This is a genomic window from Aeromonas sp. PS2Canimalfood6, assembly GCF_048276795.1.
Lineage (GTDB): Bacteria > Pseudomonadota > Gammaproteobacteria > Enterobacterales > Aeromonadaceae > Aeromonas > Aeromonas caviae.
The window spans coordinates 26468-42215 of sequence record NZ_JBLUXC010000018.1; the positions used below are offsets into that span (position 1 = coordinate 26468).

Consider the following 15748-nt stretch of genomic DNA (forward strand, 5'->3'; position numbering starts at 1 on the left):
TTGGGGCGGCGTTTTTTTATGGCAAATCGGCTCAGGCTGGCCTGTGGTGCCTGTCCAGCCAGCCCTGGGCAAGGCCGACCAGCAGGCCTGCCAGGTGAGCCATGTTGGCGGTGGGGGTACCGAGCATGTCCAAGAAGCCGAGCACCAGCCAGACCAGCATGAAGCCCATCAGGGCCGGCGGCATGGCGAGGCCGCAATCCGGTTGCAGCCTGGCTCGCAGCCAGCTGTAGCCGAGCAGGGCATAGACCACCCCGGAGAGGCCGCCAAAGCGCGGGCCGCTGGCAAAGAACTCGGCGATATTGGGCAGGGCAGCCCCGACGATGAGCAGGATGAACAGCTTGCCGCTGCCGAGGCGCTGCTCTATCTGGCCACCGAGATACCACCACCACAACAGGTTGAACACCAGGTGCACCACCGAGAAGTGGATGAAGGCCGGGGTGACGTAGCGCCAGGCCTGCCAGTCGGTGAACTGGGCCAGGGTGGGGTGGAAGGCGAGCTCGTCGAAGATGGGCAGGCCGATGGCATCCAGAGCGTAGATGGCCAGGCAGGCGATGATGACCACCAGGGTCAGGGGGCCCGCCTGGTGAAGGAAATCGGTGACCGGATCCGTCATCCCCTTGCTGTAGTCGATCCGGGCATCGGCATGGCCGGATTGCCAGGAGGCCTCCATGTAGCGGGGGTGATTGGGTTCGCTCAGGAAGCGTTTGACCTCCTGCTGGGCCTGGGCGAGGCGCCGTTCGTCCGCCAGCCAGACCGAGACGCCGAGCTCGGACTGGGTCAGCTCGCACGGAATGCCCAGGGTGGCGAGATAATCCACCAGCGCCTGGGCCATGCGGGCGTCGCCCAGTACCAGCAGCTGGATCATGCCGGTGGAGGAGGAGCGACCCGCCTCTGTCATGCGTCCCCCGCCTGGATGGGGAACTCCCTGCGCCAGGCCTCGAAACCGCCATCCAGGCTATAGACCTCGTCATAGCCTTGTTGCAGCAGGTACTGGGCCGCCCCCTGGCTGCTGTTGCCGTGATAGCACATCACGATGACGGGGGTATCGAAGTCCACCTCGTTCATAAAGCGAACCAGGGTGCCGTTGGTGAGGTGGAAGGCGCCGACCGCGTGGGCCGTCTCGAAGGATTGGGGATCGCGAATGTCCACGAGACGGGCTTCGCCTGCGCTCAGCTTCTGGTGGGCATCATGGGCGCTGATATGGGCAAACTGGTCCATTGAGATGTCCTGAAAATGGAGGGTTGAAGGGCAGTTTACCGCAAGCGGCGGTTTGCGCTAAGTGTGCAATGGGGGCGGCATCCAGGGGATCGCAATTTTCTTCAATATCGGGCCGCCCGGGCCGGGTAGGCTCGGACTTCCCTCAATTGAACGAGCATCATCCATGGAATTCAGTCTGCTGTTATCCATGGCCGGGTTTGCCCTGGCCATGTCCATCTCCCCGGGGCCGGTCAATCTGGTCGCCCTTGGCACCGGCGCCCGGTACGGTTTCACGGCCAGCCTGCGCCACGTGGTGGGGGCCACCCTCGGCTTCATCCTGCTGCTCCTGCTGATGGGGCTGGGTCTTGGCGGCGCCCTGTCCCGCTGGCCTGTGGCGCTGGGGGCCATTCACTGGGGCGGCGTGCTCTTTCTCGGCTGGATGGCCTGGCAGTTGCTGGTGGACAGCGGCGAGGTGGAGGAAGTGGAGGGCGTACCCCCCGCCTTCTGGTACGGGGCCCTGATGCAGTGGCTCAATCCCAAGGCCTGGCTTGCCGCCAGCATGGGGATGGGAGCCTATGGGATCGCGGGCGGCATGAGCCAGATCGCCCTCTTTACCGGCATCTATCTGGTGATCTGCCTCGGCTCCATCGCCTGCTGGGCCTATGCGGGCAGTCGATTGCAGGGGTGGCTGGTCTCTCCTCGCCGGTTGCGCTGGTTCAATCGGGCCATGGCGCTCTTGCTGCTGCTCAGCGCCGCCTATCTGGTGCGCTCGTCCTGAGGGGCGAGCTGCGCTCTGTACTGGCCCGGGGTGGCTGCCACCCGGCGTTTGAACTGGCGCTGGAAGTGGGCCTGATCGGCAAAACCGCTGGCAAGGGCCACTTCCGCCAGGGGCTGCCCCTGGCGCAGCAGGGTGCGGGCGTGGCGAATGCGCTGATCGAGCAGGTAGGCGTGGGGCGTCATGCCGTAATGGCGGCTGAAGGCGCGCACGAAGTGGGAAGGGGTAAGCCCGGCCACCGCACTCAGCTGTGCCAGGGTGAGGGCGCAGGCACTCTCGTCCTGCATCAGCTCGGCGGCTCGCTGCAGGTGCTGGGGAGGGCGGTCATCCCACTTGGCCGGGGTGAGCCTGGCCAGAAGCTGGCGGCTGAAGAGGTGGCAGGCCACTTCGCGAGCCAGGGGATCCGGCTCCTCCACCAGTTGCCGATGAAGCCGGCAGAGTCCCTGGTAGAGCAGGGGATCCCGGCTTGCGGTCATGTCGAAGGGGCGAAACGCGTTGCCGAGCCCGGCCTCCTCCTGCTGGCGCTGCAACCAGAGGTTGTCGATGTAGAACATCAGATAGGACCAGGGCTGGTCCGCGACGGGATTGCAGGCGTGCACCTCTTCCGGGTTCATCAGCACCAGGCTGCCGCGGCCGACCTCTTGCAGGCTGCGCTGGTTGAGGTAGTGGCTGTGGCCGCCGGTGATGGCGCCGATGGAGAAGTGGGGGTGGCTGTGCTTGTCGTAGCAGACGCGCCGGCCATCCTGCACCGCCCGCGCCTCGATGAAGGGCAGGGCGGGATCGTGCCAGAAGTGGTGCTGATCCTGCGTCGCCCGCGCACGGCTCACAATGTGCTCCTCGGCGGGGGGCTGTTCCCCTGCCGGGCTCGGGGAGCGCGGCAGGGGAAGGGTGACGATGGTTGCTGCATCCTCAGCCGCCGAGATAGGCCTGGCGGACGGCGGGGTTGGCCAGAAGGGCCGCCCCCGTGTCTTGCAGCACCACCCGGCCGTTCTCCAGCACATAGCCGCGATCCGCCAGCTTGAGCGCCTGGTTCGCGTTCTGCTCCACCAGGAAGATGGTCATCCCCTTCTGGCGCAGTTGCTCTATGGTGTCGAAGATCTGTTGGATGACGATGGGCGCGAGTCCCAGGGAGGGTTCATCCAGCAGCAGCAGGCGCGGCTTGCTCATCAGGGCGCGGCCGATGGCCAGCATCTGCTGCTCGCCGCCGGACATGGTGCCTGCCCGCTGCTCCAGCCGCTCGTGCAGGCGGGGGAACAGGGTAAAAATCTGATCCAGCAGGCCGCGCTGCTCCGCCTTGTCGACGAAGAAGGCCCCCATCAGCAGGTTCTCCTCCACCGTGAGGCGGGCGAAGATGCGGCGCCCCTCTGGCACCACGGCGATGTCCTTGCGCATGATGCGGGCGGTGGTGAGGGAGTCTATCTGCTCCCCCTCGAACCAGATGGAACCGCTGCTGGGCTTGGGCTCGCCACACAGGGTCATCAGCAGAGTGGTCTTGCCGGCGCCGTTGGCGCCGATCAGGGTGACGATTTCCCCCTCTTTCACCTCGACGCTGACGTCGTGCAGCGCCTGAATTTTGCCGTAGTGGGTCGATACGTTGCGAAGTTCTAACATCTTTTTGTCCTTACGACTCGCCCAGATAGGCCTTGATCACCGCCGGATTGCTGCGGATTTCGTCCGGTTTGCCGTGGGCCAGCGGGGTGCCCTGGTTGACCACGAAGATGCGGTTGGAGATCTCCATCACCAGCTTCATGTCGTGCTCGATCAGCAGCACCGAGACCCCGAACTCGTCCCTCAGGTTGGAGATGAGCTCGTTGAGCTCGTCGGTCTCCTTGGGGTTGAGGCCTGCGGCCGGTTCATCCAGCATCAGCAGTTCGGGCCGGGTCGCCATGCAGCGGGCGATCTCGAGGCGGCGCTGCTGGCCGTAAGCCAGGTTGCCCGCGGCGCGGTTGGCGAGATCCTTGAGGCCCACCTTTTCCAGCCAGAAGGCGGACTGCTCCAGCCCCTCTTTCTCGGCACGGCGGAAGGAGGGGGTCTTGAACAGGCCGGCGATGAAGCCGGTATTGAGATGCCTGTGCTGGGCCACCAGCAGGTTTTCTACCGCTGTCATCTCCTTGAACAGGCGCACGTGCTGGAAAGTCCGCACTATGCCCTTGCGGGCGATGAGGTGGCCGGGCAACCCCTGGATCTCCTCACCCTTGTAGCGAATGACACCGCCACTCGGGCGATAGAAGCCGGTCAGGCAGTTGAAGATGGTGGTCTTGCCCGCCCCGTTGGGGCCTATGATGGAGATCACCTCCCCCTTTTCCACATCCAGCTTGACGCCGTTGACCGCGAGCAGGCCGCCAAAGCGCATCGACAGATCTGAGACATCCAACAATGGTTGATTGTTGCTCATTTACGCAGCTCCATATGGGGTCGACTCATGGGCAGCAGTCCCTGCGGCCGCCAGATCATCATGAATACCATCAAGAGACCGAACATCAGCATGCGATATTCGTTGAACTCGCGGGCGAGCTCCGGCAGCACCGTCATCACGATGGCAGCCAGCACCACCCCGATCTGGGATCCCATGCCCCCCAGCACCACAATCGCAAGGACGATGGCCGACTCGATGAAGACGAAGGATTCCGGGCTGATGAAGCCCTGGCGCGAGGCGAAGAAGCTGCCGGCAAAGCCCGCGAAGCAGGCGCCTATGGTGAAGGCGGTCAGCTTGATGATGGTGGGGTTGAGCCCCAGGGACTTGCAGGCGATCTCGTCTTCCCGCAGCGCCTCCCAGGCACGGCCGAGCGGCATGCGCAGCAGGCGGTTGATGACGAACAGGGTCGCCACTACCAGCACCAGGGCCATCAGGTAGAGGAAGATCACCTTGTGGTTGGCGTTGTAGGCGATGCCGAAGAAGTCGTGGAAGGTGCCAAAGCCCCCATCCTTGACGGTGCGGTTGAACTCGAGCCCCCCCAGGGTCGGTTTCGGAATGCCGGAGATCCCGTTCGGACCGCCGGTCAGGGTGGTCATGTTGTTGAGCAGGATGCGGATGATCTCGCCAAAGCCCAGGGTGACGATGGCCAGGTAGTCCCCCCGCAGCCGTAGCACCGGGAACCCGAGCAGGAAGCCGAAGGTGGCCGCCAGCAGACCGGCGATGGGCAGACACTCCCAGAAGCTCAGACCGAAGTAGGTGTTGAGCAGGGCGTAGCTGTAGGCGCCGACCGCATAGAAGCCGACATAGCCGAGGTCGAGCAGACCTGCGAGGCCCACCACCACGTTCAGTCCCAGCCCCAGCATGATGTAAATCAGGGTGAGGGTGGCCAGATCGATGGCGCCGCGAGAGGCCATGAAGGGCCAGCTCACCGCAAACAGCAGCACCAGCACGGCGGTGAGGTTATAGAGCTTGGGGGCCTCTTCGGGGCTTGGCAGCACCAGCTTGGTGAAACCGACGGAGAAGCCGCTGATGGAAGCCTGGAACAGCCGGCTTATCTGGCCGCGCAGCATCTGGAACCAGAAGACGATGGTGGCGCCCCCCAGCAGCCAGGCCAGCGATACATCGAGGCGGCTCACCACCAGCAGGCGGGAGCCATCGGTCTCCAGCTTGAAGCCGAGCAGCCAGAAGGAGAGCACCAGCAGCACCAGGCTGGCGATGCAGGCATGGATAAATTGACGTTTCATCAGACTTTCTCCACTTCCGGACGGCCGAGAATGCCAGTGATGGTCATGAACAGCAGCACGAGGGCATGCATAGATTGGTTTTTCATACCTTCTCGACCTCCGGACGACCCAGGATGCCGGTGGGCATGAAGAGCAACACGAAGATGAGCAGGGCGAACGCCATCACATCCTTGTACTCGGTGCTGAGATAGCCCGCGGTGAGCGCTTCCACCACGCCGAGCAGCAGGCCGCCCAGTACGGCACCGGGAATGCTGCCGATGCCGCCCAATACCGCGGCAGTGAAGGCCTTCAAGCCCGCCATGAAGCCGAGATAGGGGTTGATGACACCGTAGTACATGCCGAGCAGCACCCCCGCGACGGCGGCCAGGGCGGCCCCCAGCACGAAGGTGATGGAGATGACCACGTGGGTGTCTATCCCTAACAGGTTGGCCATCTTGATGTCTTCGGAACAGGCACGGCAGGCACGCCCCATGCGGGAGCGGCCGATGAACTGGGTCAACGCCAGCATGGTGACGAAGGTCACCACGAAGATGATGAGCTGCATGTAGGAGAGGCTGGCCTGGAAGCCATCCTCGCCGCCGAGGGTCCAGCCCCCGGAGATCAGAGTGGGCATGGCGATGTCACGCGAGCCCTGGGCCATCCGCATCATGTTCTGCAGGAAGATCGACATGCCGATGGCGGAGATGAGGGGGATCAGGCGGTTGCCGCCCCGCAGTGGACGATAGGCCACCCGCTCTATGGACCAGCCATAGCTGCCGGTGATGATGATGCTGACCAGGAAGGCGCCCCCCAGCAGCAGCACGGTGCTGTCGATGCCCATCATCATGAGCCCGGCCATCACCATGAAGGCGACATAGGAGCCGATCATGTAGACCTCGCCGTGGGCGAAGTTGATCATGCCGATGATGCCGTAGACCATGGTGTAGCCGATGGCGATCAACGCATAGGTGCTGCCTATGGTCAATCCGTTCAGCAACTGCTGAACCAGATAAAGAAGGTGTTCGGACATACCGCGTTCCCTGTGTACTTGCCCGCAAAGAAAGGAGGGGTGACTCACGTCACCCCGACCGGCAGATTATTTGAGTTGAGTGGAGGTACCGTCGGCGTGCCACTGGAACACACCGAATTCGAAGCCTTTCAGGTCACCGTTCGGCGCCCAGGTCAGGGGGCCCATCACGGTGTCGATCGGTGCGGCCTTGATGGCGGCAGCGACGGCAGCCGGATCATCCTCGCCCGCCTTGGCGATACCGGCCGCCAGGGCCTGCATGGCGGCATAGGTGGTCCAGACGAACGGACCGGAGGAGTCCTGACCCTTGGCCTTGAACGCTTCTACGATGGGGGCGTTGGCCGGCACCAGGTCATATTTGTTCGGCAGGGTCACCAGCAGGCCTTCGGAAGCTGGGCCGCCGATGGCGGAGATGTCCTTGTTGCCCACGCCTTCCGGACCCATGAACTTGGCCTTCAGACCCTTCTCGCCAGCCTGGCGCAGGATCAGACCCAGCTCCGGGTGGTAGCCGCCGTAGTAGACGAAGTCGACGTTCTCTTTTTGCAGCTTGGCGATCAGGGCGGAGAAGTCCTTGTCGCCGGCGGTGATGCCCTCATAGGCAACGACCTTGACGCCTGCCTTGTCCAGCGCGGCTTTCACGCTGGAGGCGATGCCTTCGCCGTACTGTTTCTTGTCGTGGATGACGGCCACGCGCTGGGGTTTGACCTGCTCGATGATGTACTTGGCGGCGGTCGGGCCCTGGTCGCTGTCCAGACCGATGGTACGCAGGGTCAGCTGGTAACCGCGCTCGGTGATCTTGGGGTTGGTGGAGGCGGGGGTGACCATCAGTACCCCTTCATCTTCATAGATGTCGGAGGCGGGCAGGGTGTTGTCGGAGCAGAGGTGGCCGACCACGAACTTGACGCCGTCGTTGATCACCTTGTTGGCGATGGCCACGGCCTGCTTGGGATCGCAGGCATCGTCATAGATGACGGCTTCGATCTGCTTGCCCTTAATGCCGCCCGCCTTGTTGATCTGCTCGACCGCCATCTTGCCGCCGGTGAACTGCATGTCACCGTACTGGGCGACCGGGCCGGTCAGGGGGCCGGCAATGCCGATCTTGATGGTATCGGCCGCATTGGCCATGGAAACTGATCCAAACAGAGCCAAAGAAACCGCTGCTCTGACTGCCATTTTGCTGAAGTTATGCATTGATTCGTCCCTTAATCAGTGAATTGTTTCATTTTATGCACGTCATTCCGAGCCTGTGTCCCGCCAGCCCGGCGATAGATAAGGTTCTATCATTCCTCGCCGGGCAATAACAAGATGTTAAAGATACTAACCGGAGCAGGCGCGAGAGGGGTTTTGTGAAACTAACACGCAGTTTATTGCTGTTTATTGGAGTTTAATGTCGCTGTGATGGTGCAACATACAGTTAACAAATTGTCATGGTGACAATTTCCAGAGTAAAAAACTGACGATATTTCATTCTGCGTCCGCTCTCATTTTGACCAAAATCCGTTTGCGCAAAAAGAAATGACCGCATAGATTAGCCAGCATTGATAATTCACTGGCAGCGCCCGTTAAAACCAAGCCTTTATTCGGGAAATCTGCTACTGTTCCGCCTTTGTTATTCAGGAGACAGAGATGGCAACTATCAAGGATGTCGCCTCGCGCGCAGGCGTATCCATCTCCACCGTCTCACATGTACTCAATCACACCCGTCGGGTCAGCGAAGACGCAACCCAGAAAGTGCTTGAGGCGGTGGCAGAGCTGAACTACGCGCCCAACTCGGTGGCGCGCAGTCTCAAGATCAATTCGACCAAGACCATTGGCATGCTGGTGACCACCAGTGCCAACCCCTTCTTCGCGGAAGTGGTACAGGGGGTGGAAGCCTACTGCTTCGAGCAGGGTTACAGCCTGATCCTGTGCAACACCGAGAACCAGCCGCCCCGCCAGCAGCACTATCTGCGCATGCTGATGGAGAAGCGGGTCGACGGTCTGCTGGTGCTGGGGACCGATATCGACACCCAGTTCAGGGACATGCTGCGTATCCACAAAAACGTGCCGCAAGTGGTGCTGGACTGGGGCAACGAGTGCGATTTCGCCAACGTGATAAACGACAACGCCCGCATCGGCGCGCGTCTGGCGGTGCGCCATCTGCTGGAGCAGGGCCACACCAACATCGTCTGCATCACCGGCCATCTCGCCAAGCCGACCACCCAGCAACGGCTGGACGGGGTGCGCGATGCCCTGGCTGAACAGGGGATGACCCTGAAAGAAGAGCAGATCTTCGAAGGGGACTACGAGAGCCAGAGCGGCTTCGATGCCATGCAGCGCATCCTGGCCCTCACCCCTCGCCCGACCGCGGTCTTTGCCTTCGACGATCCCATGGCCATCGGTGCCATCTGCGCCGCCTGGGAGGCCGGGGTCAAGGTGCCGGACGATATCTCCATGATCGGCTATGACGACGTGGAGATGGCGCGCTTCTCCAGCCCGCCGCTCACCACCATCCGCCACCCCAAGGCCGAGCTCGGCCTGCTGGCGGTGCAGCAACTGGTGAGCCGGATCCGCAACAAGGAGCTGGAAGTGGAGTCCATGACGGTGCAGCCCGAGCTCATCGTCCGCCGCTCGGTCAAGTCCCTGCGCTGACGGCGCCACGGGTGCCATGAACAAGAAACCCCCTCGCCAGCGAGGGGGTTTCTGTTTTTGGGCCCCTCTCGTATCTGGGGGCGTCAGGCCTTGAGACCGAGCCGCCTGGCGAGGCGGTGCAGGTTGCCGCCGTCCAGATCCAGCGCCCGGGCGCTGGCGGCCCAGTTGCCGTCATGGGCCGTCAGGGTCTGCTCGATGAGTTGGCGCTGGAACAGATCGGTGGCGGCGCGCAGGCCCAGGCCGGCAATGGCCGGGGAGGCGGGCTGGCTGACGGTGTCGGCGGGAAGGGATGAGCCCGTCGGTCCCAGGTTGAAGTGGTGGGGTTTCAGGGTCGGCGAGGGGCTGCCCTGTTCGGCCCTGGCCAGCACGGCGGCGCGGTGGATGGCGTGCTCCAGCTCCCGCACGTTGCCGGGCCAGTCGTGGCGCTCGAGCAGTTGCAGCGCTTGTGGCTGGATACGCAGCTGCTCCAGCCCCAGGCCGAGCCGGCAGCGCTCGCAAAAGTAACCGGCCAGCAGGGGAATGTCGCCCGGACGTTCCCGCAGTGCCGGGGCGTGGATCGGGAAGACGCTCAGCCGGTGGTAGAGGTCGGCCCGAAACTGCCCCTCGACCACCGCCTGTTTCAGATCCCGGTTGGTGGCCGCCAGGATGCGCACATTCACCTTGAGCGGGGTGTCGTCACCGATCCGCTGCAGATCGCCGTATTGCAGCACCCGCAGCAGCTTGGCCTGCAGCGCCAGGGAGAGCTCCCCTATCTCGTCGAGAAACAGAGTGCCCTTGTCCGCGAGCTCGAACTTGCCCGCCCGATTGTGGATGGCGCCGGTGAAGGCCCCCTTCACGTGGCCGAACAGCTCGCTCTCGGCCACGGATTCGGGCAGGGCGGCGCAGTTGAGGTAGACCAGGGGGGCATGGGCGCGGGGCGAGCCGCCATGCACCGCCTTGGCGATCAGCTCCTTGCCCACACCGGTCTCCCCCAAAATCAGCACGTTCAGCTCGGAGCTTGCCACCACGTCTATCTCGTGGCGCAACCGGGCCATGGCGGGGGTGTGCCCTATCATCTCCGGCTGCTCAGGGCCGGGCCGGGTGCCGGGGACCAGGGGCTCGCTGCTCTGGCGGGCGAGCCGCTCCAGCAGCAGGGCGTTGTCGAGGGCGGCGGCGGCCAGGGCCCCCACCAGCCGCAGCTCCTCGTCGCTGATGCCGTCGAACTGGGTCGGGTTCATGCCGTCTATGGTCAGGGCGCCGATCAGCGCCTGATCCGAGAAGAGCGGCAGGCCGACGCAGGCGTGTACCTTGAAGTCGTCGTGATCCGGCAGCAGGCCGTCATAGGGGTCGGGCAGGGCGCTGTCGGCAGGGAAGCGCACCACATCCCCGGCGCGGGCGATGGCCTCGAGGCGTGGGTGATCCTTGAGGGCGAAGCGGCGACCCAGCACGTCCTGCATCAGGCCGTCGATGGCCAGCGGAATGAACTGGCCCCCCTCGTAGCGCAGCAGGGCCGAGGCATCGGAGTTCAGCAGGCTGCGCACGCTCTGGATCAGGCGGTGGAAGCGGTCCTGATGAGAGATGCCGAGTTGCAGGTCGAGGGCGATGCGCGCCAGGCTGTCGGTCGAGATCACGATAATTGTCCAAATGACAGTATGTTTGTGATTTTGACTATAAAGGTGTGGTGTCTTAATGACAACGAGTGATATGCGAAGCCATTAAAAACAATGGGTTACAATTTGGCACGTCCGCTGCAATAGCTGGTTCAGTTGAACATCCACTATTGCATTCGAGGAACTGCCTGATGAGCATTCACGTCAAGAACAACATCCACTGGGTCGGCCAACGGGACTGGGAGGTACGCGACTTCCACGGCACCGAGTACAAGACCCACAAGGGCACCAGCTACAACAGCTACCTCATCCGCGAAGGGAAAAACGTGCTGATCGACACCGTCGATCACAAGTTCAGCCGGGAGTTCGTGCAGAACCTGGCGGCCGAGATCGATCTCGCCGCCATCGACTATGTGGTGATCAACCACGCCGAGGAGGATCACGCCGGCGCCCTGACCGAGCTGATGGCCCGCATTCCCGGCACCCCCATCTACTGCACCCACAACGCCATCGACTCCATCACCGGCCATCATCACCACCCGGAGTGGAACTTCCACCCGGTCAAGACCGGTGACAGCCTGGACATCGGCAACGGCAAGCAGCTGGTATTTATCGAGACCCCCATGCTGCACTGGCCCGACAGCATGATGACTTACATGACAGAAGATGCCGTGCTGTTCTCCAACGACGCCTTCGGCCAGCACTACTGCGACGAGCACCTGTTCAACGACGAGGTGGATCAGACCGAGCTGATGGAGCAGTGCCAGCGCTACTACGCCAACATCCTCACCCCCTTCAGCCCGCTGGTGACCGCCAAGATCAAGGAGGTGCTGGGCTTCAACCTGCCGGTGAGCATGGTGGCCACCTCCCACGGCATCGTCTGGCGCGAGGACCCCACCCAGATCATCCTGAAATACCTGGAGTGGGCCGACCACTATCAGGAAGACCGCATCACCTTGTTCTACGACTCCATGTCCAACAACACCCGCATGATGGCCGACGCCATCGCCCAGGGCATCCACGAGGTGGACCCCGGCGTGGCGGTGAAGATCTACAACGTGGCCCGCCACGACAAGAACGAGATCCTGACCCAGGTGTTCCGCTCCAAGGGGATACTGGTGGGTTCCTCCACCATGAACAACGTCATGATGCCCAAGGTGGCGGGCATGCTCGAGGAGATCACCGGCCTGCGCTTCCGTAACAAGCGCGCCTCGGCCTTCGGCAGCTACGGCTGGACAGGTGGTGCGGTGGACCGGATCCAGACCCGATTGATGGATGCAGGCTTTGACATCAGCCTCTCCCTCAAGGCCAAGTGGCGGCCGGATGGCTCGGCGCTGGCGGAATGCCGCGAACACGGCCGCCAGCTCGCCCGTCAGTGGGCGTTGCACCCGCTGGACGCACCCCGCCCGATCACCACAACCCAGACAACCGTGACGCCCGTCCCCGCGATGCCTGCTGTTGAGCCGCAAGCCGCAGCGGCCGCCGCCGAATGGGATGACGACCAGGCCATGCTCTGCACCGTCTGCCAGTGGGTCTATGACCCGGCGCTGGGTGAGCCGGATCAGCTGGTGGCGCCGGGCACCCCCTGGGCCCGGGTGCCGGAGAGCTTCCTCTGCCCGGGTTGCGGCATCGGCAAGGAGGTATTCGAACCCTGCTCCGTGGAGGCCTGTGTATGAGCGCAGCAATTCAAACTGACGCCGGCATCAGCCGAGAGATAGTGGTGATCGGCAGCGGCTTCGCCGCCCAGCAGCTGGTCAAGAGCCTGCGCAAGCTGGACGCCGAGCAGCCCATCCGCCTCATCACCGCCGACAGCGGTGACGAGTACAACAAGCCCGACTTGAGCCACGTGGTGAGTAGGGGCTGCCCTGCCGCGGCCATGACTCGCCTTAGCGGCAGCGACTTTGCCGAGCAGCAGCGCATTGCGCTGCTGCCCCACTGCCCGGTACTCGGCATCGACCCAGCCCGGCGGTTGGTGCTGACCGAACGAGGGGAATTCCCCTACGGCCAGCTGGTGCTGGCCACCGGTGCCAGTGCGGCGCGCCCCGATCTGCCGGGCAGCGAATCCCTGGTCACCCTCAACAGCCAGCAGGAGTTCGCCGCCATCGAGGCGCAACTGCGCCAGGCCCGCCGCATCCTGGTGCTGGGGGCGGGGCTCATCGGCTGCGAGCTGGCGATGGACATGGCGAGCGCAGGAAAAGAGGTGACACTGGTGGATCTGGCCGACAGCCCCTTAAGCGCCCTGCTGCCCGCCGCCCTGACCGAGCCGCTGCAACAGGCCCTGCGCACCCAGGGGGTCAGTCTGCAGTTCGGGACGGGTCTCGCCAGGATAGATGCCCAGCCGGGGGATGGCTGGCGCGTCACCCTGACCGATGGGCGCATCAGCGAGCAGGATCTGGTGATCGCCGCGATCGGCCTGCGGCCGAATCAGGCCCTGGCCCGTGGGGCCGGGCTGGCAGTGGAGCGCGGCATCCTGGTCGATGATCGGCTGCAGACCAGCGATCCCCACATCTTCGCCCTGGGGGATTGCGTGCAGTGGCAAGGTCAGCTGCTCCCCTTCCTGCAACCCATAGTGCTGGGGGCCAATGCGCTGGCGCGCACCCTGCTCGGCACACCGACCCCGCTGGCCCTGCCGCCCATGCTGGTGAAGGTGAAGACGCCGCGCTACCCGCTGCAACTGGCGGGTCGTACCCGGGGTGAAGATCTCGCCTGGCAGTGCCGCTGGAACAGCCACGGCATGGTGGCCGAGGCGCACGGCGAAGATGGCAAGCTGTGCGGCTTCGTGGTGGGGGGCGACCAGATGAGCGCCGCCTTCCCGCTGCTGCGTCAGCTGCCCCGTTGAACCATTAATAGCCGAAGGCCGGGCTGACCCGGCCACTCGAGGAGAACCGATATGGCCATGCAACTGATCCCGTCTCACTGGGTGGTACGCCGTTCCACCCCCTTTTTCACCCGCCAGAATGTGCCCCAGGCCCTGCTCACCCACCACAACACCGCGGCCGGGGTGTTCGGCCAGCTCTGCGTGATGGAGGGAACCGTCACCTATCACGGCTTTGCCGACGAACAGGCCGAGGAGCCCGAGGTGAGCCTGGTGATCCGGGCCGGGGAGTTTGCCACCAGCCCGCCCCAGTACTGGCACAGGGTTGAGCTGTCGGAGGATGCCCGCTTCAACATCCACTTCTGGGCCGAGCAGGCCGAATCCGACCAGCCGCTGTTCCACAGCCGCAAATAACGGGGTTTAAGGCTGAGGGGGCGGAGCGGGCAAATGCCCCCTCTGCCCATGCAGATCAAAATCATCAACTCAGATGTTGGTTATCCTACCCCCTCGATTCGGATGAGCACAGTGAGGGAAACATGAGCCTGTTGGAAGCCCTGACCATGACCTCGGGTCTGGTCTATCTGGTTCTGTTGTTGTGGCAGGGCCGCAGCGGTTGGGGCTGGACGCTCTCTCTGCTGTTGGCCGCCGCGCTCTGGCTGCTGGTGGCGGATTCGGTACTCTGGCTCGCACTGGGGCTGGTGGCCACGACTCTGGCGCTCTGGCTGCGCTATCGCCCCCTACTCATGCTGGCCCACATAGACAGTCAACGTCTCAGAACGGCCACCAGGCAGCTATTGCTGCTGTGTTGGGTGTTGGTGGCGGTTCAATATGTTGTTCATATCGGACAGTTGGGGCTGGGGATGACCCCCTGGCTGGTACGCCCTGACGTGGTGGACGGTTTCCTGCCCATCGCAGGTGGTCTCGGGCTGCGGGCCTGGCTCGGGCAGGGGCTGACGGACCCCCATCACCCGGCGGCCACCGTCACCGTGCTGGTGCTCTCCCTGTCGGCCCTGCTGCTGGGTCGGGCGTTTTGTGCCTGGTTCTGCCCGCTCGGGCTGGTGGGGGAGTGGCTGCACGGCCTGCGCTCGCGCCTGTTGCCGGGGGAGTGGACCCCGCCGCGCTGGCTCGATGCCGTGTTGCGCGGCCAGAAGTTTCTGGTGCTCGCCTTTCTGCTCTTCATCATATTGCTGGCGGTACCCGCCGCCGCCCTGCCCGGCTACCTTGCCAGCCCCTACCATCAGGCGGCGGACATGAAGATGGGGGCCTTCTTCTTCAACCTGACCCTGATCTCGGGCCTGTGCCTTGGCTGGGTGCTGCTGCTCACCGCCACCTTCCGGCAAGGGTTCTGTCGCTACCTCTGTCCCTATGGCGCCTGGTTCGCCCTGCTCGGCCTGCTGACCCCAGTGCGCATTCGCCGCGACCCGGCCCGCTGCCTGCGAAGCCTGGGCCACGACTGCGACAAGTGCAGCCGGGCCTGCCCCTCGCGCATCCAGGTGCACCAGCTCATCGCGGTGCAGAGCCTCGAGTGTACCGGTTGCCAGAGCTGCGTGGCCGCCTGCCCCAAGCGGGCCGATGCCCTGCATCTTGGCACGCAAGGGCAGCGACTCGCCTCCCGCCAACTGCTGGGGCTGCTCTGTCTGTTGCTGCTGGTGTTGCCGCTGCTCGCTTACGGCTTGCTGGATCTCTGGGTCAGCCAGACACCGATCCCTGACCGCTACGAGCTGTTGCAGCGGCTGCCCTGGTTGAGCCACTGAGGGGGGAAAGGGCAAAAGGTGGATGATGGGGGGATCTTTCGGATTGGCGATAAAAGCTGTATAAAAATCCCCCGCCAAATTGTTAGCGCCATCCCACTTTGCTCATATTGCAATTGATCATATAGCGCTCCCCACCATAATGGGTACTGTTATTTGGCGTTGTTAATATCAATTGGATGAGCAACAACATGAATATCAAGGTCAGCTATCCCAAGTGGTTTACCCTGGACCATAAGATCGCGTTCTTCTTCCCGCTGTAATTCCCCGCGGCGGCGCGGCATGCCTACCATGCCACTAGCCCGCCTCCATTCCTGAACTGAA

General features: G+C 63.5%; 16 protein-coding genes. 7 read left to right on the forward strand and 9 right to left on the reverse strand.

What is annotated here, in order from left to right; genetic code table 11:
* Positions 1–31: 31 nt before the first annotated feature.
* A complete protein-coding gene (gene glpG, locus ACNPAA_RS09795) occupies positions 32–865 on the reverse strand; it encodes a rhomboid family intramembrane serine protease GlpG (protein WP_109111992.1) in 834 nt (277 codons plus the stop codon).
* A 29-nt stretch (positions 866–894) separates the two neighbouring features.
* Entirely contained in the window at positions 895–1218 is a 324-nt protein-coding gene (glpE, locus tag ACNPAA_RS09800; RefSeq protein ID WP_005307320.1) for a thiosulfate sulfurtransferase GlpE, read from the reverse strand.
* 163 nt (positions 1219–1381) lie between these two features.
* Here glpE and ACNPAA_RS09805 point away from each other — a divergent pair, with 163 nt between their 5' ends.
* A complete protein-coding gene (locus tag ACNPAA_RS09805) occupies positions 1382–1975 on the forward strand; it encodes a LysE family translocator (RefSeq protein ID WP_010672378.1) in 594 nt (197 codons plus the stop codon).
* Here the strand turns inward: ACNPAA_RS09805 and ACNPAA_RS09810 are convergent.
* The 6 genes from ACNPAA_RS09810 to ACNPAA_RS09835 form a co-directional block, all read right to left on the reverse strand.
* The gene (locus tag ACNPAA_RS09810; protein WP_041214153.1) at positions 1954–2799 is read right to left on the reverse strand and encodes an AraC family transcriptional regulator; all 846 of its coding nucleotides are present in this window, start codon (positions 2797–2799) and stop codon (positions 1954–1956) included. The two genes, ACNPAA_RS09805 and ACNPAA_RS09810, sit on opposite strands and share 22 nt — an antisense overlap.
* A gap of 82 nt (positions 2800–2881) precedes the next feature.
* Positions 2882–3583 carry an ABC transporter ATP-binding protein gene (locus tag ACNPAA_RS09815; protein ID WP_201872455.1) on the reverse strand — a complete coding sequence of 234 codons (702 nt, stop codon included), beginning with the start codon at positions 3581–3583 and terminating at the stop codon, positions 2882–2884.
* 10 nt (positions 3584–3593) lie between these two features.
* Entirely contained in the window at positions 3594–4367 is a 774-nt protein-coding gene (gene livG, locus ACNPAA_RS09820; RefSeq protein WP_010672381.1) for a high-affinity branched-chain amino acid ABC transporter ATP-binding protein LivG, read from the reverse strand.
* Positions 4364–5632, reverse strand: coding sequence for a high-affinity branched-chain amino acid ABC transporter permease LivM (locus tag ACNPAA_RS09825; RefSeq protein ID WP_039041002.1), 1269 nt, complete (start codon positions 5630–5632; stop codon positions 4364–4366). Before ACNPAA_RS09825 ends, livG begins: the two co-directional genes overlap by 4 nt.
* A gap of 82 nt (positions 5633–5714) precedes the next feature.
* Positions 5715–6641, reverse strand: a complete 927-nt coding sequence (livH, locus tag ACNPAA_RS09830) for a high-affinity branched-chain amino acid ABC transporter permease LivH (RefSeq protein WP_010672383.1) — start codon at positions 6639–6641, stop codon at positions 5715–5717.
* 66 nt (positions 6642–6707) lie between these two features.
* A complete protein-coding gene (locus ACNPAA_RS09835; RefSeq protein ID WP_039041003.1) occupies positions 6708–7829 on the reverse strand; it encodes a branched-chain amino acid ABC transporter substrate-binding protein in 1122 nt (373 codons plus the stop codon).
* 435 nt (positions 7830–8264) lie between these two features.
* Between ACNPAA_RS09835 and ACNPAA_RS09840 the strand changes: the two genes are divergently transcribed.
* Positions 8265–9269, forward strand: a complete 1005-nt coding sequence (locus tag ACNPAA_RS09840) for a substrate-binding domain-containing protein (RefSeq protein WP_010672385.1) — start codon at positions 8265–8267, stop codon at positions 9267–9269.
* Positions 9270–9352: 83 nt separating this feature from the next.
* Here the strand turns inward: ACNPAA_RS09840 and norR are convergent, their stop codons facing one another.
* The gene (gene norR, locus ACNPAA_RS09845) at positions 9353–10879 is read right to left on the reverse strand and encodes a nitric oxide reductase transcriptional regulator NorR (RefSeq protein ID WP_043155422.1); all 1527 of its coding nucleotides are present in this window, start codon (positions 10877–10879) and stop codon (positions 9353–9355) included.
* Positions 10880–11049: 170 nt separating this feature from the next.
* On the opposite strand from norR, the gene norV reads away from it, so the two are divergent.
* From norV to tnaC, 5 genes are all read left to right on the forward strand, one after another.
* On the forward strand, positions 11050–12534 hold the full coding sequence (gene norV / locus ACNPAA_RS09850) for an anaerobic nitric oxide reductase flavorubredoxin (protein WP_279976298.1): 1485 nt from the start codon (positions 11050–11052) through the stop codon (positions 12532–12534).
* Positions 12531–13697 carry an NADH:flavorubredoxin reductase NorW gene (norW, locus tag ACNPAA_RS09855; RefSeq protein ID WP_279976297.1) on the forward strand — a complete coding sequence of 389 codons (1167 nt, stop codon included), beginning with the start codon at positions 12531–12533 and terminating at the stop codon, positions 13695–13697. Before norV ends, norW begins: the two co-directional genes overlap by 4 nt.
* Before the next feature lie 51 nt (positions 13698–13748).
* On the forward strand, positions 13749–14087 hold the full coding sequence (locus tag ACNPAA_RS09860) for a DUF1971 domain-containing protein (RefSeq protein ID WP_041212030.1): 339 nt from the start codon (positions 13749–13751) through the stop codon (positions 14085–14087).
* Between the two features lie 122 nt (positions 14088–14209).
* Entirely contained in the window at positions 14210–15427 is a 1218-nt protein-coding gene (locus ACNPAA_RS09865) for a 4Fe-4S binding protein (protein WP_109112736.1), read from the forward strand.
* Positions 15428–15615: 188 nt separating this feature from the next.
* Entirely contained in the window at positions 15616–15687 is a 72-nt protein-coding gene (tnaC, locus tag ACNPAA_RS09870; protein ID WP_223302601.1) for a tryptophanase leader peptide, read from the forward strand.
* Positions 15688–15748 lie beyond the last annotated feature (61 nt).